The 21,195-nt window shown below is 72.2% G+C and carries 13 protein-coding genes; 8 read left to right on the top strand and 5 right to left on the bottom strand.

Annotation, left to right across the window (positions count from 1 at the left end; translation table 11 throughout):
• Positions 1-291: 291 nt before the first annotated feature.
• Positions 292-4,554: a hypothetical protein gene (locus tag ACFV4P_RS34025; RefSeq protein WP_380477355.1), complete on the bottom strand. Its 4,263-nt coding sequence runs from the start codon at positions 4,552-4,554 to the stop codon at positions 292-294.
• Between the two features lie 288 nt (positions 4,555-4,842).
• On the opposite strand from ACFV4P_RS34025, the gene ACFV4P_RS34020 reads away from it, so the two are divergent.
• The 3 genes from ACFV4P_RS34020 to ACFV4P_RS34010 are packed head-to-tail and all read left to right on the top strand — an operon-like array spanning position 4,843 to position 8,551.
• A complete protein-coding gene (locus tag ACFV4P_RS34020) occupies positions 4,843-6,069 on the top strand; it encodes an ABC-three component system protein (protein WP_380477354.1) in 1,227 nt (408 codons plus the stop codon).
• Positions 6,070-6,072: 3 nt separating this feature from the next.
• The gene (locus ACFV4P_RS34015; RefSeq protein WP_380477353.1) at positions 6,073-6,564 is read left to right on the top strand and encodes a three component ABC system middle component; all 492 of its coding nucleotides are present in this window, start codon (positions 6,073-6,075) and stop codon (positions 6,562-6,564) included.
• A gap of 31 nt (positions 6,565-6,595) precedes the next feature.
• Positions 6,596-8,551 carry a DUF3732 domain-containing protein gene (locus ACFV4P_RS34010; protein WP_380477352.1) on the top strand — a complete coding sequence of 652 codons (1,956 nt, stop codon included), beginning with the start codon at positions 6,596-6,598 and terminating at the stop codon, positions 8,549-8,551.
• A 494-nt stretch (positions 8,552-9,045) separates the two neighbouring features.
• Here the strand turns inward: ACFV4P_RS34010 and ACFV4P_RS34005 are convergent, their stop codons facing one another.
• The 3 genes from ACFV4P_RS34005 to ACFV4P_RS33995 are packed head-to-tail and all read right to left on the bottom strand — an operon-like array spanning position 9,046 to position 13,234.
• On the bottom strand, positions 9,046-10,092 hold the full coding sequence (locus ACFV4P_RS34005; RefSeq protein ID WP_380477351.1) for an ATP/GTP-binding protein: 1,047 nt from the start codon (positions 10,090-10,092) through the stop codon (positions 9,046-9,048).
• Positions 10,089-12,509 (bottom strand): Mu transposase C-terminal domain-containing protein, encoded by a 2,421-nt coding sequence (locus ACFV4P_RS34000; RefSeq protein WP_380477350.1) that lies wholly within the window; start codon positions 12,507-12,509, stop codon positions 10,089-10,091. Before ACFV4P_RS34000 ends, ACFV4P_RS34005 begins: the two co-directional genes overlap by 4 nt.
• Positions 12,506-13,234, bottom strand: coding sequence for a TnsA-like heteromeric transposase endonuclease subunit (locus tag ACFV4P_RS33995; protein WP_380477349.1), 729 nt, complete (start codon positions 13,232-13,234; stop codon positions 12,506-12,508). The genes ACFV4P_RS34000 and ACFV4P_RS33995 overlap by 4 nt, the downstream gene beginning before the upstream one ends.
• A 400-nt stretch (positions 13,235-13,634) precedes the next feature.
• On the opposite strand from ACFV4P_RS33995, the gene ACFV4P_RS33990 reads away from it, so the two are divergent.
• The 5 genes from ACFV4P_RS33990 to ACFV4P_RS33970 all read left to right on the top strand — a co-directional run bounded on the left by ACFV4P_RS33990 (position 13,635) and on the right by ACFV4P_RS33970 (position 19,824).
• Positions 13,635-15,587 carry a helix-turn-helix domain-containing protein gene (locus ACFV4P_RS33990; protein WP_380477348.1) on the top strand — a complete coding sequence of 651 codons (1,953 nt, stop codon included), beginning with the start codon at positions 13,635-13,637 and terminating at the stop codon, positions 15,585-15,587.
• Between the two features lie 25 nt (positions 15,588-15,612).
• Positions 15,613-16,431: a hypothetical protein gene (locus ACFV4P_RS33985; RefSeq protein ID WP_380477347.1), complete on the top strand. Its 819-nt coding sequence runs from the start codon at positions 15,613-15,615 to the stop codon at positions 16,429-16,431.
• Between the two features lie 126 nt (positions 16,432-16,557).
• Complete coding sequence (locus tag ACFV4P_RS33980; RefSeq protein WP_380477346.1) at positions 16,558-16,866, top strand: hypothetical protein; 309 nt, start codon at positions 16,558-16,560, stop codon at positions 16,864-16,866.
• Between the two features lie 46 nt (positions 16,867-16,912).
• Positions 16,913-19,009, top strand: coding sequence for a Mucin-19 (locus ACFV4P_RS33975; protein ID WP_380477345.1), 2,097 nt, complete (start codon positions 16,913-16,915; stop codon positions 19,007-19,009).
• Between the two features lie 68 nt (positions 19,010-19,077).
• Positions 19,078-19,824: a helix-turn-helix domain containing protein gene (locus tag ACFV4P_RS33970; RefSeq protein ID WP_380477366.1), complete on the top strand. Its 747-nt coding sequence runs from the start codon at positions 19,078-19,080 to the stop codon at positions 19,822-19,824.
• Positions 19,825-20,073: 249 nt separating this feature from the next.
• Here ACFV4P_RS33970 and ACFV4P_RS33965 read toward each other — a convergent pair whose 3' ends face one another.
• Complete coding sequence (locus ACFV4P_RS33965; RefSeq protein ID WP_380477344.1) at positions 20,074-21,054, bottom strand: hypothetical protein; 981 nt, start codon at positions 21,052-21,054, stop codon at positions 20,074-20,076.
• Between the last annotated feature and the right edge of the window lie 141 nt (positions 21,055-21,195).

Here is a 21,195-nt window from a genome sequence, read left to right as displayed (position 1 = left end):
GTCCTTCGGGGCGGCAGCGGCTCCCAGCCTCGCGCGGGGTCCGGACCCCGCGGTGACGCAGGTGCCGCAAGAGAGCGCTGTGGCTGCCCGTCGGCGGGCCCGACCAGCCGGACGGACCCTTGGTGCCGCGCGGCGCCAAGACTTCTGCTGACGTCACGTCAGACGCCACAGGAGGCATCAACCTCAGGGCGGCGCGGCCCTCAATGACTTCCGGCAGGTCGTGCGCCGGACGGATCCAGCGCGCCACCGGGCGTGCGGCGCAGAGCGGCGCTCGCTCGTGGCGCCGTGGGCTCACTTGCCGCGATCCGGGTCCCCGTCGGGGGCGGGCGGGGCAGGGACGGAGGCGACAGGTTCCGGCCGGTGCCTGGCCAGGACCGGGTCGGCCTTCTGTACCTTCTCGCCCCAGAGCCGATGTGCCCGCGAGTAGGCGTTGTAGCCGCGCCCCCTGCTGTTGAAGCCTCCGCTGATCTCCTGCTGCTCACCGAGCACGGTCCACACCAGGCGCTTGCCGACGGCGGAGAGCCTGCGCACCAGCCACTCCTTGCGGACCAGCAGCGCGGCCGGCCCCGGCTCGGCGAAGTGGGGGAGCCTGAAGACGACGTTGGCGTCCTTGTCGCGGAAGCCGCCGGTGCCGTCCGGCCACAGGCCGGCGCCGTCCAGGAGGACGGGGGAGGGCACCAGCTGGTGGAGCGTCTGCGAGCGGAAGCTGTCGCCGTTGAACTCGAGCGTCTGCTCGTACGTGCCGGGTGTCATCGTGACCGGCAGCGCATGCTGGCGGAACGAGTCGTCGTCGCGCAGCTCGCGCCGGGCCTGCGTGCTCCACGGGTACTCGCTGGCGTAGACGTGGGGGATCCAGTCGCGTCCTTCGGGCATCCAGCGGCCTTCGAAGTTCTGGGTCTTCAGCCATGGCCAGGCGGTGGTGGAGTCGCTGCCCGTGTCGACCAGGTAGCTGCGGATCTGCATCCAGGTCCTGCGGTGCGGCCGGGTGGAGGAGCGCCGCGCAGGGGGCGCCCCATGGTCCAGGCGGAGTGTCCAGCCCAGGTAGGCCTGCAGTGCCAGCCATCGCGAGCCGTCGGCGGGATCGACCACCTCAAGCGCGCGGGTGCTGTCGGGGAAAGCGGCCGCGTCCAGCCACGCCGTCTCCGCGACACCCGGGCCCAGGTCGGCCTCCAGCGGCGCCCACCAGGCAGTGCATTCCTGGGCAAGGCTTGTGCGCAGCAGGACGGTCGGGTCCAGGTCGCGCATGGACGCCGCCTGCAACGGGAGCGGGTCCGCCGGCTGCGCCACCGAGTCCCGGTGGGGCGCCGTGCGCTCGAAGTGGTCGGCGACCAGCGCGGCCAGGTACCCGAGTGCGATCGTCTGGTACTTCTTGCCGATCCGCTCCGCCCACTCCGGCCTGCCGCGGCCGTTGCCGAAGACGACCATGGTGTTCCGGTCGTAGAGGTCGAAGAGGCTGTCGTCGAAGCCGAGCTCGCGGACCTTGTTCAGGATCCAGTTCTGGCAGTCCTCCGCTTCCAGGCCGGGGCGCTCGTCCAGGTCCAGGCGGTGGCGCAGGGTGTAGGTGGCGAAGTCCCCGTCCGTGACCGAGCGCAGCACCGCCTTCCAGGCAACCTCGTCCGTCTCCTCCTCGGCCGGCGCCGCCACCGGCCAGCCGTCCGGCGCACCGGATGCCTTGGCTGGCACTGCGTCCTGCGGCGAGATGAGCTCGCCGGCGGCGCCGCGGGCGACGGCCAGCTCGACGATGCACCGCACGTGGTCGCGGAGCGGGGCGTGCCCCGGCAGGCCGGGGGCGACCCAGTGCCGCCACACACTGTCGGCGGCCGTGCCCACCGCGGCCTCGTCACCGGATCGGATCAGCGACCCGTAGCAGGCCAGCAGCAGCCGCTCGGTGACGTACTCGTCGTCGACGCCGCAGAACTCCTCCAGCAGCGCCGGCCACGCGTGGGGATGACGGTCCATCAGCCCGACGACGGCCATCGTCGCCTCGTCGCGGACCCGGCGGTCGGACGCCGAGCACATCCACAGCAGCGCCTTCGACCAGACCAGCGCGTCCTCCTCGGGCACGGCCCCAAGATCGGGGCGCAACGCCCACGCGGCCAGCCGGCGGGCGGCCCCGCCCCTCTGCCAGGCGTCGTGGAGGTGCCAGCAGAGGATGGCATCGCGCTGAGCCCGTGACAGCCGCCGCAGGAACGCGTCCAGCCACCCGGCGCCCAGCCGGTGCCCCGCCCGCGCGGACAGGGCGAACACCTGGTCCAGGACCTCCTCGCCCAGCCCTCGCGGCATCGCCCGCAGCAGCTGCCTCTCGGTCTCCTCGCCCAGCGACTGCGGGCTGCGCCACGGCAGCGAGGCCACCAGGGCCCGTGCCGCCACCATGTCCGGCGCGAGGAGGGAGGCGTCGGTCAGCTCCAGGCCGTAGCGTTCGGGCAGCACGATCGCCAGGGCCTCCGCCAGGCCCTCGTTCGCGGCCAGGGCCTGGGCGTCGAACACGGCGCCGGCCTTGAACCGGGTGTCCAGCTCCTCCCGCGGGCAGCCATCGAGGACGTGCTCGACGAACTGGAACTCGCCGAGCCGCTCGAAGCCGAACCTGATCCGGTCCTCGCCGCTGCTGGTGCGCACCTCCACCAGCAGCCCATCGCGCAGCAGGAAGTCCAGCAGCGACAGCGACGCCTGGGCGCGCGGCAGCAGGGCCTCCGTGACCTCGTCCGCCCGCGCCCATGACAGCTCCAGCCCGTCCTGGCCCTCCATCTCGGCCAGGACCGCGCCGAGCGCGCGATGGACCAGGCGCCTCTGAGGGGCGACGTCCAGGGCCTTCGCCGCCCGCTTCTCCGCGCCGTCGAGCATCAGCTCCACGACCTGCCCGAGTGACAGCCTCGGGTCCAGGCGCGGGTGACCGCCCTGGCCGGCCAAGGCCTGGCACAGCATCTGAAGGAAGAGCGGGTTGGCGTACTCGGGCTGCAGCAGTGGCTGCGCGGGCGCCGTCAGGCCGTAGTGGGCGCAGAACTCGAAGACCGCCTCGAACTCGGCACCCTCGAAACCGCGGTGCTCGACCCGGGGCAGGACAAGGCCGTCCGGAAGGACCGCGTCGAGGAACGTCGTACGGCAGGTCAGACACAGTCGGAGATACGGGTAGTCCCGGACCGCATCGAGCATGCCGGCCAGCTCCGCCTCCCACGCGGAACGCGGCCGACGCTCGTTGAGCGCGTCCACGAAGATGATCAACGGTGCGCCGCTCGCCTCGCCGGCGGCGTTGAGGGCCGCCAGCATTGCGTCCCGGCCCAACTCCGCCGGCAGGCCGAGGATCTTGCGGACCTGGTCCCAGCACTCGCCCGCGACCAGCTTCTGCCCCAGGACCACGACCGAGAACAGGCCCTGCTCGAGGCGGCGTGCCGCAGCGTCGCACACCCCGTGCGTCTTGCCCGTGCCGGCCGCACCCGTGACCAGCAGCGCGCCCTGCGCCACCGCATCTGCGACCGGCCCGTCCACCGCCTCCTTCAGCTCCTGCGCCAGCTGCTGGACGCGACGGCACCGGTCCACCGTCTCCTGGGGGAAGCGCACCATGTACTCGGCGTTGAACTGACCGAAGACGGCGTTGTCCAGGTTCTCGGCGCCGTGGCGGGCGACGAACTCCGCCTCCGCCGCCGCCACGGCGGCAGTAGCCGCCTCCGCGGCTGCCCGCAAACAGGCCCGCGCCGCCGCCAGCCCCTCCGGTGTCTCCCACACCGACGTATAGGCCGCTGCCGCGGCCGCGAGCGGCTGGATGCCCGCATCCAGCGCACGGGCGAGATCCTCGGCCACAGGGTCGGCATCCTTGCCGTTGTCCGCAGCCGCAGTGTCCTTCGACGGCCATCGCGACAGCTCCCCGGCCAGCTCGTCGGCCCTCCTGCGGTGCTGCGCCAGGGACGACGGGGTCGACGCGAAGTCGTCCAGCGCCCGCGCCAGCGGCACCTCGACGGTCAGCTGCGGGTGGTAGCGCGGCCCGGCGTCGGCGACCGTCTGCTGCAGGTGCCGCGTGAACCAGTCCTGGCCCAAGTGCGTGTCGTTGAACCAGAAGTGCCGCAGGCCGCCCGTCGGATCGCAGGCCAGCAGCCGGCTCAGGAGCTCCGACTCGCCCCAGAAGTCGAACTCGACCGTGCGCCCCTGGTCGGCTGCCAGCTGCTGCCACTTCTTGACCGCGTCATCCCACTGGGACTGCTGCGATTCCGCCGGTGTGAGCCCGTCCCTCTTCTTGCGTCCCGTGGTCCCCGTCAGGGTGATGGGGGCGCACACCACCATGCGCGTGAGAGTGGGATGGACCTTCAGGGCCGTGTGGACGGACTCCTCGACCTGCCTGATGTCCAGCTTGGCGAAGAACTTGGCCTGGAAGCCGATCTTCGTCCCGTCCGGGAGCTCCCAGTAGGCCTCGACGCCGCCGTCGCCGCCCGCTCCCTCGACCCGGACGAACCGCCCCCCGTCCGCAGGCCGCTCCCGGAGGGCCAACTGGCAGCAGAACTCTTCGAACCCGTGCCGTTGGTCCCCGCGCAGCGCGCGGATCGCGGAGAAGTCCATGTCGGCCACAACCATCCTGTCCGGCCGCCCGCCTGCGGCCCCGCCCTGCGGCGCGCCGGTCACCTGCGACGCGACAGATGATCGTACTGCCCATCGGGAGGTGTGAGGGTCCCGACCGACCGGGCCCCTGGACTGCGGGCCCGACCGTCGACCCGCTGAACCACTGGTAGCGGCCGGTAGGGCAGGATCGGGGCCTGAACCGCCTGCCACAGAACAGAGTTGGACGTGCCTGGCCTGTCCGAGAACAGTCACGACCAAGTTGCCGGTGTGACAGCGAGTTACTAGAGTTCGCTCATCGTGAATCAGAAGATGCCGCACTCCGCAGCCGGGCAGATGGTCGGCTACCTCTACCAGTGCGAGTGGGCGCTGGTCGAGCTGGCCCGGGCCTGGTTCAAGGACCCCGAAGCGCAACTGCGCATGGAGTTCCTGGACGACATCGAGATCCTCCACGGCCAGGACCCGCAGCAGTTCGTCCAGTCCAAGCACCACGGCCACCCCGGCAACCTGGCGATCACCAGCGCGGACCTGTGGCGCTCCGTCAACTCCTGGTGCGACGGGCTCGACCACACGCCCGGCCGCGTCCCGATGCTGCGGCTCGTGACCACGCAGAAGGTCCCGGACGACAGCGTCCTCGCGAAGCTCAAAGCGGGCCCCGGACGCGACCCGGCCGGCGCCCTGGCGGTGCTCGAGGCCGTCGCTGGCGACGCCGAAGGCGCCAAGGCAACCAAGGACTGGCGGGCGCGCTTCATGGCGTGCACCGCTCCGACCAGGGCCGCGCTGGTCGGAGCCATCACCCTGGACGACCAGGCCCCCCGAGTGTCAGAGGTCGACTCTACGTTGCGGGAGGTGATCGGGATCTGGAAGAGCGACGAACAGGGCCGGGAGATCTTGGACGAGCTGAGGGGCTGGTGGTGGGGCCAGTCGAAGGGCATGCTCGACCACGCTGACCCCAGACGTCGCCAGACCATCACCGCCGACGAGCTGCGCGCCCAGATCGACTACGTGCTGTCCAAGTACACTGCCGCGTCCCTGCCGGTCAGCGACCTGCTCGCGGAGCTCACCGAGGCGGAGACCGCCGCCTACGCCGACCGTGTCTTCGTCGAACAACTGCGATGGATCGGCCTCGGCCCGCGCAGCCTCCACGTCCACATCGCCGAGTACCACCACGCCTGGGCCCACCGCTCCATGTGGCTCTACCGCAACCACGTCTGCGGCAGCGAACTGGACCAGTTCGAAACTCAACTCCGCCAGGAGTGGAAGCTCATCCACGCCAAGCTGGCCGACCGCTTCGACCGCGGCCGGGCCGGTACCGACCCGGAAGCCGTAGGGGAGGACATCCTCGACGCCACCATGGAGGCGGTCCGCGAGATCCGCCTGCGCCCCAACGTCGACAAGCGGTGGATCGCCCGAGGCACCCTCCACGCCCTGGCCGACAACGCGCGCGAGGAAGAGAAACCCCTCGGCTGGCACCCGAAGCACCTGGACCTCCTCAAGGGATCCGACCCGACCGAAGAGGAGGAGTAGACCGTGCCCGCCCGCCAGCCACGACTGCCGGAAGTCGAGGCGCTCCTCAATCCGGCATTCGGCGCCTACGTCCTCGCGCACGGCGCCGCCGCCCACTCCGCCGCGGCTAGCGACCAGGCCGCGCTCCCGTGGCCCAGCGCGTTCCTGCTGCTGCCGCTGGTGCTGCCGCCCGACTCCCGCGCCAAGCTGCCGCGCGACACCCGCACCACACTCGCGGCCTGGCTCGCCGACCACCCGGTGGAGCGCGCCGTCTACCCGAGGCGGGCCGCCGGCCTGCACGACCACGCCCGCGCCAGCATCCGCTTCGGGATCCGGCACCGCATCCTCGCCCTGACGCCGACCGGACTGGCCGCCGTCGGCCGACCCCGGCGACCGGCCCCGGCCGAGGACGGCGAGGAAGCCGCCTCCTGCGTCCGGGCCGCCGTCCTCGTGGGCCGCTGGCTCGCCGCCAGTGACCCGGCCACCGCCTTCACCCTGCTGGGCGTCCGCCCCTAACCCGCGTACGCCGAAGGAGCCCTGCACCGTCATGGACCTGCTCGCCCTCGCCCTCTACCATCGCGACGGCCGCCCCGAGCCGCGTGTACTGCGCTTTCGCCCGGGCGCGCTGAACATCCTCACGGGCGAGTCCGAGACCGGGAAGTCGACCGTCCTGTCGATCATCGAGTACTGCCTCGGCCAGCAGACCTTCACCCTTCCCGACGGAGTCATCACCAGCAACGCCGCCTGGTACGCCCTACTCGTCCAGATCGGGCCCGTGCGGCTGCTGCTGGGCCGCCCCACCCCCAAGGGTGCCTCCACTACCAAGGCCATGCTCGTCATCGGCGACCACACCCTCGACGTGCCCACCGCCGAGCAGATGCGCGTGAACGCCGACACCGCGTCCATCCGCGCCGAGGTGAGCGCCCGCATCGGCATCGAGGACTTCCGCTTCCAGCCGCCCGCGGGCGCCGGACGCCACCCCTTCGACATCTCCAGCGCCCAGGCCGTCCTGCTGTGCCTGCAGGGGCAGGGCGAGATCGCCAACCAGAACCTGCTCTTCCACCGTCAGGGCGAGCAGGGCATCGCTCAGGCGCTCAAGGACACCCTCCCCTACTTCCTGGGCGCGGCTGGCCCCGACCAGGCCGTACGGCAACAGCAACTCGCCGACACCAACAAGGCCCTGCGACGCACGCAGAAGCAGCTCGACGAAGCACGCAAGCGCCTCGACGGCGCCGAAGCCCACCGGCTCGCCCTCGCCCGCATGGCCGCCGACGTCGGCCTCATCCCCGAAGCACCGGGCCCGCAGGACCTGACGGCCACCGACCTCGACGCACTCCTGCACACAGCCCTGCGCAGCGGACCCGACCTCCCGGCCCTGCCCGGCGAGAACACCGGACGCCGAGAGACACTCGCCGCCGAACGCCGCCAACTGCGGGACCAACTGCAGGAACTGACGACAGCCAGGGCCGTCCTCGACACGTGGCAGCAGGAGTCCAGGGCCCTGAGCGGAGAACTCCACACCCAATTGGGCCGGCTCAAGCCCATCGGCCTGCTCGCCCACGACCCCAGCGGCGAAGCCGACCTGTGCCCGCTGTGCACCCAGACCCTGCCGGAGCCCGACCCCGACATCACCGACCTCCACGACCTCACCCGGCGGCTGGACCGCGAACTCGAAGACCTCGCTAGCCTCCAGCCAGCCCGCACACGCCACCGCCGTGAACTCGACGAGCAGATCACCGCCCTCAATACCCGCATGCGTGCCAACGCCGCCACCGTGGAAGCCCTCAACGCATCCGACCGTCAACTACGACAGGCCCAGGACCTGCGAACCCGCCAAGCCCACGTCCAAGGGCGGATCCTGCAGGAACTCCAACGCAGCAGCACCACCCAGGGCCCGGACGAACTCGCCGCCCTGCAACGCGACATCGCACTGCTCCGCGAGCGCGCCGAGGCCCTGCAGCGCCTCGTTGACGCCGACGAGGTCGGTGCCGAGGCCGAGAACCGCCTCAACGAGGTCGCCACCTGGATGACCGACTGGTCCCGCAGGCTGGGCCTGGAGCACGCCGACGAGGCCGAGGAGGCCCGAATCAGCCTCACCCTCCTCAACGTCGTCCTGCGGATGCCGACACAGCGACTGCCGCTGACACGCATCGGAAGCGCCAAGAACTGGATCGGCTACCACCTGGTCGCCCATCTGGCCCTCCACACCTTCTTCCGTCGGCACCAGCGCCCCACCCCGCGCTTCCTGGTGCTCGATCAGCCCACCCAGGCGTTCTTCCCTGAGGAGGTCCACGACGCGGCCACCGTCGTCGACGCCGACTGGGAAGCGGTCCGCGCATACTTCGCCCTCATGCGCGATGTCGTGCACCTGAACGAGGGAGGGCTGCAGGTGATCGTCTGCGACCACGTCAACCTGCGGGACGAGTGGTTCCAGGACGCCGTCGTGGAGAACTGGCGCGGCGGCGCGGCCCTCATCCCCACCGAGTGGATCGACCCGACCTGACCCGGCCGCAAGGGCTCCCGTCCACCTGGGACGGGAGTCCCAGGCCTGGACAGCGCCCTTCCCGGGCCTGAACGCCCTGGTCCCGGCATGCCTTGAGCGCCATGCGTATGCCCCATGTCGGACAAGGGCGGCACGGCGGCTCGGACGGTGTCGCCCTCGGCGCATCGGGGGTGGCCGTAGGGGCGCGGGCAGCCGTCGAATTCGGGTGTCCAGTCGTCGTCCTCGACGCAGTCGCCGCAGAAGTCGGGGTAGCTGGGAACTCGTTGGCGGCCGCACTGGATGCAGCACCATTCGTCGCAGCGTGAGCAGGAGTCCTCGTAGCTGGCGTCGTGCCTGATCCCGGCCTGCTCCCAGGCGGCGGCCATCGAGAGGCATTCGCCGATGCACGGGCGCCCGCGCGGCGGCGGGGGAGACCGCTGTCTCGGACGGGGCCGGGGGAGGGGCCGGAGGGTCGATGCTGTCGGTCATGGGTGTGGCTTCGTCGGGGGAGGGGGTCAGTAGGGGTCGTCTTCGTCGTTGCGGCCGACGAGGAGTGGGGCGAGCAGTTCGCGGGTGATGGCTTCCTCGCCGGTTTCGATGGCGAGTTGGGCGGCTTCGCAGATCAGGTAGGAGAGGGTGGTGATGTATCCGCCGGTGCGCTGGTGCAGGTAGGCGGCGAGGTCGAGCAGGGTGTCGGGCTTGTGGTGGTGCAGGCGCAGGTCCTTGTCGAGGGCGCGTAGGACGGTCAGCCATGTCTCGGGGTCGTTCTCGGTGTACGGGATGGGGTTGGTGGTGATGACCGGGTAGGGGCTGCGGTAGTTGGCGGTGCGGGCGGCGATGCGGTTGCCGCGCAGGCCGGCCTGGACGATGTCGCGGGCGCCGGAGCCGCAGTAGACGATCGTGAGGCCGAGTTCGTCGCGCAGCCAGGTCAGGAATGAGAACGCGGAGGCGGTGTTGGCGTCGCTGAGCCGGTTGATGCCGTCGATCAGGACGAGTTGGGTCTGTGCCTTCGCCAGTCTGAAGCGGACGGGCCCGGTCATGTCCGGGACGCGGACCGGGGCGGCTTCGGGGTTCTTGGTGTAGGGCATTTCGAAGAAGTCGGCGAACAGCAGCGCCCAGTCGGCCGGGGTGGTGATCGACGGCGGGACGTTGAGGTGGACGACGGGCACGAAGCCGGTGTCCTTCGGGCGGCGGGCGGCGACGCGGCCCTGGTAGGCGCGGCCGAGCATGCGCAGGACCACGGTCATGCCGGTGTCGTGCTCGCCGTCGATGATCAGTCCGAGCTGTCCCTCGCTGCGGGGTTCGCTGGCCCGCAGCAGCTGCCAGCACGCGGCGAGGGCTTTCTCGACGGCCGGGGTGCTCACGATCCGCATCGCCGCGTGGTACAGCATCCGGGGGTCGTCGTCGGGGACGGGCGTGTCCGGCGGACCGGCCTTGAGCTCGGGGACGGTGACGACGTGGTTGACGAAGGTGTTCCAGCCGGTGGCTGTCGTCAGCCTGCCGGGCCTGCGGGACGGGCCGGGTGCGGGTTCGTGCTGCAGGGTGTCGAGGTTGAAGGTCATTCGGTCTTCGCTGTGTCGGTGGCGGGTGAGCGGCGTACGCGCAGGCCGCCGAACAGGGTGTGGGCGGCGTCCGACAGGGTGCGGGCGACGAGGGCGCGCGGCTCGGCGGCCGGCGTGCGGGGGATCGGGACCGTGCCGAGGCCGGCAGGGACGGTGTCGACGGCGGTGGGGGCACTGTCGGGCGGGGGAGCGCCGAACAGGGCGGCCGGGTCGCCGTCGAGGGTGCGCCGCGCGGCGACGTCGGCGGGGTCGATGTGCGGGATGTTCGCGTAGCGGTCGACGGGGTTGGGGTCGGGGACGCGCACGGTCGCCTCTGCCGGGGCGGGTGCCTGGCGGTCGGTCACGGCCGGGGGGCGTGCGGCCCTGCGGCGAAGTGCGGACACTTCGCGGGCGATGGCTTCCTCGTCGTCGGCCGCACCGCCACGTTCCAGGAACGCGGCGGTGGCCTCCTCCCACAGCCACTCGGTCCACGGGTCGGTGATCAGGTGCTTGTGGATGAAGTCGACGGGGATCCATTCGTCGCTGCGGTGGTCGCGCAGCCAGACGGTCTCCGGCTGGTACGGGTGGTAGCGCACTTCCCACCGCATCCGGTTGGGCCCCCACAGCCCGGACGGCATGCCGCGCAGCGGGCCCAGCCGGGCACTGTCGTAGGTGCGCCGGTTGAGGCGGATGCCCTTGTCGGTGACCCGCGCCCAGGCGGTGGGCAGCAGGTGCAGCACGTCCTCGTCGGACAGCGGAAGCGGAAGGTGGCCGCAGGCTGCGACGTGCGCGGCGTACGCCTGGTTGGGGGTGAGCGCCGGCATCGCCGAGTGGAAGGGGTTGCGCAGGCCCTCGTGGGGCCGCTGCTGCCAGTGCAGGCTGATGAACTGCTGCAGCAGGTCGTTGATCTCGTCGAGGCGCCAGAGCCGGCCCTTCTCCACGTCCTTGCCGCGCCGGCTGATGTCGGAGCCGGTGTACCCCGCGACGAACTGGCAGAACAGCGACTTGATCGCCGCCATGGTCCGCTCCACGATCGCCTTGTCGGTGGGTATGCGCGTGCGGGCGGGCCTGACGGTGATGCCCAGGTGCGCGCACGCGTCGGTGAACACCTGGCTGGTGAACACCTTGCCGTGGTCGATGACGACCATCGTCGGCACGATGACGGGCCGTGCGGCCGCGCCGGCCATCCGCGGGTCGGCCTCCAGCATCTGCGCGTACGGCAGGTCGCTGTTCTCAGCCAGGGCCAGCGGCGACCAGTGCCGGTCGGCGATCTGGGGCGCCAGCATCTGCGCCAGCAGCAGGCTCGCGTCCACGCCCTTGGTGGCCCGGCCGCGCCGGCGACGCCGCCGGCCCCGCTGCCCGGAGCGGCCGCCCTTGCCCTTGTCCTTGGCGGCGCTGTCGGCGTACGCGCTGCTGTACCTGGGCCGGACGACGCCGGCCAGGATGCTGCGCGTCGCCACGTCGATCGCGATGGTCAGCTCCAGCGAGACCGGACGGCCGTCCTCGCCCCGGGCCACGATGTCCAGGCCGGTGGTATCGATCTCCACCCGCTCGCCGGGCAGTTGGGCGACGATCGTCGCGAACGGCGGCTCGGGCCGGTTCGCCTCGTCGTCCTGCCGGCGGCGCGGCGCCGTCAGGTCCTTGACCCGGATCCCCAGCCTCTTCAGCAACGCGTAGAACGAGGACACCGGCGGCACCAACTCGCGCGCCAGCGAAGGGAACTGCCGATTCAACGCCGCCTTGAGCCGCTCGTACAGCCGCATGGCGTTGCCGACCGACTCCCGCCGCTTGCGGGCGCGCTCCACGAGCGTCAGCAGCAGCTCGACCACCCGCTGATCGGTACGGCCCAGCTCACTGCGGGTGCGGGTACTGCGGTCGTCGACCAGCCCCCACAGGCCTTGCGCCAGCCACGCCCGGCGCTTGCGCTCCACCGTCCCGGCCGACGCGCCCTGCCAGCCCATCGCTTGCAGCTCGGCCGCCTTCGCCTCGTAGCGCTGGGCGAGCGTGCGGTGGGCGGGGTCGTACCCCGGCCGTGGTGCGCTCCCGGCGGGCGCGTGGGGATGGAGGCCGGTGTGGACCTCGACGACGTGCTGCTCCCACTCCCGTGCCCGGGCGGCCACCTCGGGGCGAACGCTCTGGAGCCGGGAGAGCGGCAGAAGGGATTCTGTGCGGGCGGAGCGGCCGAGGACCTCGAAGCCGGGGGAGCGCAGTAGGTACGGGGCCAGCACCACCGTGTATTCCGAGCCCGGCCCGGCGTCCCCTCCGGCGGTCGCCTCGTCGTCCGCGCCGGGCGGCGAGCCTTCGACGACGAGGGTGACCGCGGTCCCGGCGATCTCGACGACCAGGTGCGGCCGGCCCCGCCACCGCACCCGGTCGCCCAGGCTCAGCTCGACGTGGAAGGAGCGCTGCTGCTGCGGCAGTGCCGCCGGGGCGCTCACCGGGCTCCTCCGGCGGCCGACACGACACTGGTCGGCACCAGCGGGGTCTCCCAGTCGAAGCTCAGGCGCTGCCTCCACAGCAGGTGGTAGGCCCGAGCCAGGGCGGACAGCGCGGGAAGGCCCGCGTCCAAGGCCCCCTCCCGCAGCGGCCGCGGACGGGCGAACGCGGCGAGCAGCGCCTGTGCGCCGGCGGCGTCCCAGTGCCGCGGGTGGCGGAACTGCGCGGCACGGTAGAGGTTCCCGGTCCGTACGGCACTGCTCGGCCCGGGAAGGTGAAGCCGCCATCCCGCCGCCGAGCACACCTCCCGCAGGACCTCCTGCGTCTCGCCCCAGCGCTCCTCCCGCCGGGCTGTGCGGGCCGGAGGGCAGAGCACCAGCAGTCGCGACCCGCTCGCCTGTCGCGCGACGAAGTCGGCGACGACGGTTTCGTCCCGGCCCCCGCACGTCCACGAGAGCCGGACCGGGGCACCGGAGAACGCCACCACGCAGCGGTCGAAGTCCAACTCCACCGCCACGCGCTGGCGCTCGAGCCCGGCGAAGCCCACCGGCTTCCTCGTGGTCGCCGCCCACCACAGGGTCGTCGTCGCACGGCTGCCCCGGTGCGCGGCCGGCTGCCACACCGGGCCCCGCTCCTCCAGCGGCTCACCCGCCAGGGCGCCCACCGGGGCCTTCACCCGCCGCCCCGTGCGGTCCAGGAACTCCGCCTCCACCAGCACAGCCACCACCAGGCCCTCCGACCCGTCAGCAATGAGGAACCCCCGCCCGGCCGAGCCCGCGCAGTGCGCAGCTTTGACCGCCTGCGGCCATGGCACGCCGAACACGTGCGGCAGGAGACCCGTGCTCGAGCGGAAGAACACCACCATGTCGTATCCACGCAGACGACAAAGCCAGAAAAATCGAACACGGAGCATCAGTGGAAGTCCTGGGCGCACGCACGCGGCGCGTGCGGACCAATTCGCGCCCCCGTCCCGGCCGCCCGCCGGCGACATGTCACCGCAGATCAGCCATGCTGAAACGGTTCTGAACACACCTTCCGAGAAAATGAATTGACGGTGTGCCGGTTCATACTGCTGCGCAGCGCGCCAAGCCGGGCGCCGCACGCCGCAAAGCCGACAGGAATCCGATTTGACCGACCAGGGACACCCCACGCTGTTCGAGTCCACGCTGTGCGAGTTCGTGAAAGCAGCGATCGACCGCGACCTGCCGGCGCCGCGAACCTTCCCCGAAGTACACCCCAGGGAAATTCGCGAAGGAGCCGGCTACCTGGCCCGCGAGTTTGCCGAGGCGCTGATGGTCACCCCCGCCACCATCCGCAACTGGGAGAAGGGTGTACGGGGCCAGGGCCCGGAGTGGCGGGCCTACTGCCACCTGCTCCACCACCTGGAGAACCGGGGAAACCCGGAGCCCGCCACAGCCGCGGCACCCGCCCACCCCCCGGCGGGCATTCCCGCGCCCCGCACAGCCCTGCCGTCCCCGGCGGTCCCGGCCCCCGCCACGCCGCCGCAGACCTCTCCGCCGCTGTGGAGCGAACCCGCTGCGCCTGCGGTGCCGCGCCACACCGCCCTTCCGCGCGGACACATCGGTTCCGTCGCCGTACTGTCCGCCGCCACAGGCGGGTTCACGGTGCACCTGCCCGACGGACGCAGCGGCCCCTGCCCCGTCACCGGACCCGAGGACCTTCCCCACCTCGCAGCCCGTCTCGGCCTCAGCCCGTGGACCGCGGAGACGAACAGCAGCAAGGGACCGCACCGGAGGATCCCGCCCGTTCTGGCCCTGACCGCGAGCGCCACTGCCGCACTGGGCCTGCCCCCCACCTGCCACGGCCCCCATCAGGACACGGCCGCCGAGATCCTCGACCGTATCGGCCGCGACGGGGCCGGACGCACTGTCGGCGCCTGGAGCCACCTCGGCCTGCCCAACAGCGTGGGCCTGCGACTGCTCATCCTGCCCTGGACACCCGCCGCAAGAGCCCTCGCCGAACTGCCCACGCCCACCGACACCGCCCGCATGCTCGGCGAATACACCCGGCTGGTCATGCCACCCGCCGCACCGCCCGGTTACTGCGGCATCGATCTCATGGGCCTGATGCGCCCCGAACTGGCGGCCAACTCCTTCCAGGACCCCTTCCTCGGATTCCCCGGACCCGCCCGCACCGGCGTCCGGCTGTGGGCACGCACCCCCAGCAGCAGGGAACTCAAACGCGACTGTGTCGTCGTCGCGCTGCGCACCACGCTGCCGTTCGCCAATGCCGCCTCGTCGGACACGCGCCTTCCCTCCGCGCAGCCGAGGCACTTCAACAACCCCGCCTTCGACCGCAAGAGGGCGGGCAGGTGGCTGGTCGACCTGTCCGGCTTCCCCCACGACGAGCGATTGCCGTTCCCATTCACGGTCGACGGCCGTCCCTCCGCGGGCCCCGACTGGTACCCGACCGCGGCCGTCGCCTACGCCGCCCAGCGCCTGGAGGTCAGGCCCATCGAGGGATGGCTGTGCCCGGACGGAGGCAAGCCCTACCTGGTGGCCTGGTACGAGCGGCTGCGGGACGCGCAGATCGCGGTCCTCGACAGGACCGGCGTCAGCACAGAGCACAGGCGCGATGCGGCCCCGGAACCCGCGCGCATGCTCGCCGATCTCCTGCGGATGCGCGAGCACGCCGACCCGGTCGACCTCGCCCTCCTCGACGCGATTGCCGTGACCGAGGCCGAGGCCGTTCTCGAGCCCGTCGAGGGCGAACCCGGCTGGGCGGCCTACGCACGCGAGGAACTTCTGGCGCGGGCCGCCTCGAACCTGCACCGCAAGCTCCTCATCACCTCCCGTGCCACGCTCCTGTTCCCACTCGCCGTCACCCCCCAACTGGTCCTCTACAGCGCCCCGAGCCCCGACGTGTTCCACGTGATCGCCCGCGAACGCCTGAAGGACGCCCCCGCGAGCTTCTCGCTGGGCGCGCGCCCCGGAGGCGTCCAGCCTGCCGGCCACGCGGCCCTGGCCGACTACGCCGACCTCCTCGCCTGCCTGCGTCCGGATGACCCCGCCGCCCCGGCCCTCCTGAACAGCCTGTTCACCGTCCCCGGTACTCGCTGACCGACCACCCCGACCAGGAAAACCATTGCTCCTCTACGCCTTCCAGGACGAACACGGCCGCTGGCACGGCGACCCCGACACCGAGACCCTCGACGGACATCCCGGCACCGGCACCCTTCGGCACCAGCCGCGCCCGGGAGACTCCACCGCCTTCGCGCGGCAACGCCTGCATGTTCTTTACGGGCCATGCATGCTGGACCCCAGCGCCGTTGAGGTGCAGTTGGAGGACGGCATGCGCCTCGCCCTCACCTGGCGCGTGCTGGAACTCCTCGAAGGCGGCCCGGACCCGCTGCCGCCTGCACCGCGCGATGCCGGTGCCCGGAACCGCACGCCCGCCCGGAGCCGGACCCTCCCGGCGGTCCCGCCACCCCGCACACCGGGTGCCGTCCCGGGCCGACCCCGCCCGTGGACGCCCGAGGAGGACGCGTACTGCCACGCCGCCGCAGGGGCCGCGCCCGAGGCCATCGCGGCCCACCTGGGCCGCAGTGCCAAATCCGTCCGCTTCCGCCTCGCCAAGCTCCACCTGGAGCCCTTCCCCCTCGAGCTCCTCCCGCCCCCGGCCATTCGTAGGGGCAAACCCGCAATCGACCCGAACTCCCACCGCGCCCAGGTCATGCGCGACCACCCCCGCGCCTACCTGCCCTGGACGCCGGAGGAAGAGGAGGCCATCGCGGAGATGGCCCGCAGCGGGGCGGACATCGGGGAGATCGCCGCCGCCCTGCAGCGCCAGCCGGGCGCAGTCAGCGGGCGGATGAGCCGCCTCACCGACAGCAACCCCGTCACCGAGGCACTGTGGATCCCGCCCCCCTGGGACGACGATGACGACGAGGGCCTCGGCACCTGACTGCCCGACAGGGGGACCCGCCACACCCGGGAGGGCTTCGGCGGGCCGCCACGGGAGACGGGCCGCACCCCGCCGCCCAGACTCGGGCACCTTGAATGCCAATCAAGAAGCTGTATCTTGATTGGCATGAGTGCTGAACAGGAACGGCCACGTCTGGTCCCGACCGGCACCTGCTGGTGCGGCTGTGGAGCCGAAGCCGCCATCGGAGCCTTCTTTGCCCGTGGCCACGACAAGATCGCCGAAGCCGCCCTCCTGGCTGTCCGCTTCGACGGCTCCGTGCCCCGGTTGCTCCACGAACACGGTTTCGGGCCCGCCCGCTCCGTCACCGACGAAGCCGTCCGCCAAGGAATGTGGCACGCCTGTCCCACGGACGGCTGCGACTACAAGGGCGCACCGGCCGGCCTGCGCCTGCACCTCAAGAAGCCCCACCACTGAACCCCCAGCGACCCCCGACCTCCCGTCAGTCCAGGAAGGACACGCCGTGGACAGCAAGGCCTACAACCAGGGCCTGGCCGAGCTGCGCGCGAAGCGTGACGACATCGCGTCCCTGCGCAAGGAACTCGCCCAACTCGAGGCCGACCGCGACCGGCGGATCGCGGCACTCGCCGCCTACCCGAAGGCCAACGCCGACCGGCTGGCACCCGCAGCAGGCCTGAGCGTCGGTCAGATCGTCGCGCTCGCCCCGGCCCTCGCCCCGGCCCTCGCCCCCACCGCGCCGCCGGCCGCCGCAACACCCGAAGCGCCCGAGCAGCCGGCCGAACCGAAGCCCGGCACCGTGGCACACCTGCCCGCACCTCAACCGGCAGCAGAGGCACAGCAGCCCGCCCCGGACCCGGCCGCCCCCGACACCGACCGGCCCCCGGTGCCCGCGCAGCCGAAGCCGGGGACGCCGAGGGAACTGCCGTCCATCCCCGACGGCACGGCAGGCGACCCGTGGACCCGCCCGACGGCGGGCCTGGTCTCCACCCGCCCGAACTTCACCCACCAGCCCCGCCAGATGGCCTTCCTCGACACCGAGACCGGCGTCCTCGTCCACCGGGACCAGCAGGTACGCCTCGACCTCGGCTCCCGCACCGTCGCCGAGATCATCACCGCCGTCTACGCGACCGTGCCCGCCTCGGTGGAGCGCATCTACGTCACCGCCGGCGACCCCTGGCACCGCGACGCCGACCAGCACCCCTTCCTGCGCGACGCCGTCGCCGCCTGGCTCTCCGCCCCCCTCCCGGACGGCTGGACGGTCGAGACCAGCCGCACCCGCGACCGGATGGCCGGCCACCTCGTCCACGAACGCCGCCCGGTCGGACGGTGGCAGCGAGGCAACCAGCACTGCGAAATCCGCTCCGTGGGGGAGTGGTTCGACCCGGCCGGAGCCGACCCCGCCACCGTCCGCGACGCCTTCGTCCTCCTGTGGCAGCACCTGCGCCACCACTGGCACGACGTCGTACTCCTCGGATCGCCCTCCCAGACCGGCCGCGACCTGTGGACCCGCACCATCCCCGCCAAGGCCGGTGCCAAGTGGGCCGACGGCTACCCCGTCATGAGCGAGGAGATCCGCGGCCTGCTCCACGCCACCGCCGGACAGGGCCGCACCGAACTCCTCACCCCGCCCACCGTCCCCGCCCAACTCCCGCGCTGGGTCGAACTCGACCGCACCTTCGCCTACGCCAAGCACTGCTGGGCCTCCGGCGTCGGCGAACCCCAGCGCGTCACCGCCGCCACCTTCGCCTCCTGGAGCGAGAAGGAACAGACCAACGCCCTCTTCGCCCCCTCCCACTGGCACATCCGCGTCACCGTCCCCGACGGCTGGAACCACGTCGGCCTGCTCCCCGCTCCCATCGTCGGCGACAAGGCCTGGGCCTACCCCGCCCAGGGCGGCCACACCTTCACCACCTGGGCCGGCGGAGCCGAGGTCAACCTGGCCCTGCGCAACCCCCTCCAGCCCTGGCGCATCGAGATCCTCGACGGCCTCCTGTGGGAGAGCAGCACCCCCCTGCGCGAGTGGTCCACCCACCTGCGCGACGCCTGGAATGCGCTGCGCTCCATCTCCGAGGTCCACGCCGCCCCCCGCCAGAGGCAGGCCGCCGCCCTCGCAGCCCGCGCCGTACGCAGCATCCTGCTGTTCGGCATCGGCGGCTTCGCCCAACGGCCCCGCATCATCACCGGCCAGAGCCCCCTCGGCTCCGAGCACCAGGTCCCCGACGGCGCGCAGATCACCGGCGTCACCGACACCCACGTCACCTGGCAGCAGAACTCCGGCTTCTCCCGCGACCCCAACGCCCACCCCGAATGGGCCGCCGGAGTATGGTCCGCCGCCCGCGCCGCCCTGCTCTCCACCCGCATGCGCGAGGACAACATCAGCGTCGGCGCCCTCCACCTGCCGCCCGGCAGCATCATCGCCTTCCGCACCGACGCCATCTACACCACCGCCGAGCCGAACTGGCCCTACCACGGACAGCCCGGCGAATACCTCCTCAAGGGCCGCATCCCCGAACCCGTCCCCGCCCCCACCACGGACGACGCGTTCTACACCCTGCAAGCCGCCGGCCGCGCCCTCCACGACGCCGAACCTGCCCAGTAGGAACCGCGAACACCCCCGACTCCGCACCCCGGCACCACCACCCTCCACCGGAAGAAGGTGAGCACCCCGTGCCCGACCGCCGACGCCGAGACCGCAACGCCCCCGCAGTGCAGCGACAGCAGAACGAGGCCGCACAACTCACCCAGCAACTCCTCGACGCCGGCTACACCAAACGCCACGTCGCCCAGATCCTCGGCCGCGATCCCAGCCTCGTCTCCCAGTTCTTCACCAAAGGCAAAGGCGCCGCTTTCGTACCCGCGCTGCGCCGCGCCCTCGAGGCCATGCGCACCGGCGCCGCCAACACCCCCGAAGAACTCCACGCCATCGTCGACACCCTGGTCCAACGCCGCACCACCGCCTCCGGCCGCAACGCCAGGGTCCGCGCCAAGAACGTCGTCGGCGACACCCATCGCAGCAGCCTGGCCCGCGCCGGAAAGCAGCACATCGCCTCCGGCGCATCCCGCCTGCGCCCGGTCATCGCAGGGCAGGCCGAGGTCGGCGGCCGCGTCGCCTTCACGATCCGGGCCAAGAGGAGCGCCTTCGTCTACGACGCAGGCAGCCCCGACGACTCCCCGGGACTTCGCCGAGGGGTGGTCCAACGCGCCGACGGCACGGAGGAACGCTCCTACGGAGCCGGCCTCGGCCCCGGGCAGGCAGGCCTCGACGCCACCGAGTGGAAAGGCCGTGTGGACGCGGCGGGCGGAGATGTCGCCGCCGCGGTCAAGGCGTGGCTCGTGTCCACCGGCCGACTTGCACCGGGCGCCGTGATCACGCACCTCGAGGTCCGAGGCTGGAGGCCCGCAGGACGGACCTGACCCGAGTCCGGGCGTGACCGGACGTCCCTGTCGGTAGGGGATCCACGCTGCGGCGCCGAACGCCTGATTGAGAAGACCACCCAGAACAGCGGGGATCTCCAATCCGGCAGCCCGAGTCAGTGAGGCAGGAAGTTCGGCGGCCCAGGGCGGACCGGAGCCCCAGCCCAGGTCCAGGCCCACCCGACGGAAGCCGGGAGCCTGGCGCGGACGGCCGCCCGAGCTGATGCTCATCCAACTGCCGCAGGCTGTCTATTTGGCAAGGGGGTTGACGATGCACGGTTGCTCGCACCGAAGGAGCCCGCTGGGCATGGCGGTGCAAGGCCCCAGGGCGCCAGTTGCGCGGGCGCGTGCGACAGCGGCGTCGAATGCCCGAGGGCGGAGGCCGGTAGTGCGAGCGGCGGCGTCGGGTTCGACGAGGAAGGCCTGGCCGGGCTGTTCGGCCCAGGCGAGGACCGTGAGGACGGTGAGACGAGCGGCCGTGCCCAGGCCCGCCACACGCGGGTCGGCGAGGAGCCGCAGGGCCCACTGTCCGGCGCGGCTGCTGCGGTTTCCTACGAGGTCGGGGATGAAGACGGCCGGCCCGCCGCGGGGCCGGCTCAGGTAGTGCAGCCACCCCGTGTCCTCCAACTCGCCGATGGCACGGCCGGGTTGGGTGATGCCCAGGGCGCGGATGAGGCCGTGGGGGAGGGGCGAGATCCCGGTGCGGCGGGTGCGCAGTGCGCACACCGCCGCCAGCAGCCTTGCCTCGGCGCCGACGTGTTCGGGCAGGGACGCCACGCGGGCGAGTGCGGCTCGTGCGGCCAGGTGCTGTGCGGCCAGGGTGGGGGCCTCGCCGCCGCGGCGCCTTCGTGCCGGGTCGGCGCCCTGTGGGATGCGGGCGGCCTGCGGGATTGCGTCGGCGCACCTCTCGCACGCTTCTGCCAGGTGCCAGGAGAGGCCGTCGGGGCCGCGGAAGAGGATCAGGACGAGTTGCCCGCCGCAGCCGCGACGGCCGGGGTGCCAACCGCAGCCGGCTGTGCGGCACCCGCAGGTGCGCAGGTGATTGGGCAGGCGTTCGCGCAGCACGTGCTCGGCGAGGTGGGCGACGGCCGCCTCCCGCACCGCGGCCGGTGCCGGGAGCGGACCGCTCGCCCACCCGCATCCCGCACAGCGGCACGACACCAGGCGCAGGCGCACATCGAGGGCCGCCGACCACACGCCCTCGGACGCCGCACCGCCCTGTTGCCGCACCCGCTGTCCTTCCTCTGCCAGTTCCCGCCACCAGCCGCGGAGGTTCCGGGCGGCGGGGAGCCCGGGACGGAGCGGCGGACACCCTAGTGCAGAGCCCCGCCCTGCCGGGACAGCGGCGAAAGGGGGCGAAATAAGGCAGAG

It is taken from the genome of Kitasatospora sp. NPDC059795, from assembly GCF_042732175.1.
Taxonomy (GTDB): domain Bacteria; phylum Actinomycetota; class Actinomycetes; order Streptomycetales; family Streptomycetaceae; genus Kitasatospora.
This window is presented reverse-complemented; position numbering and strand designations above follow the sequence as displayed.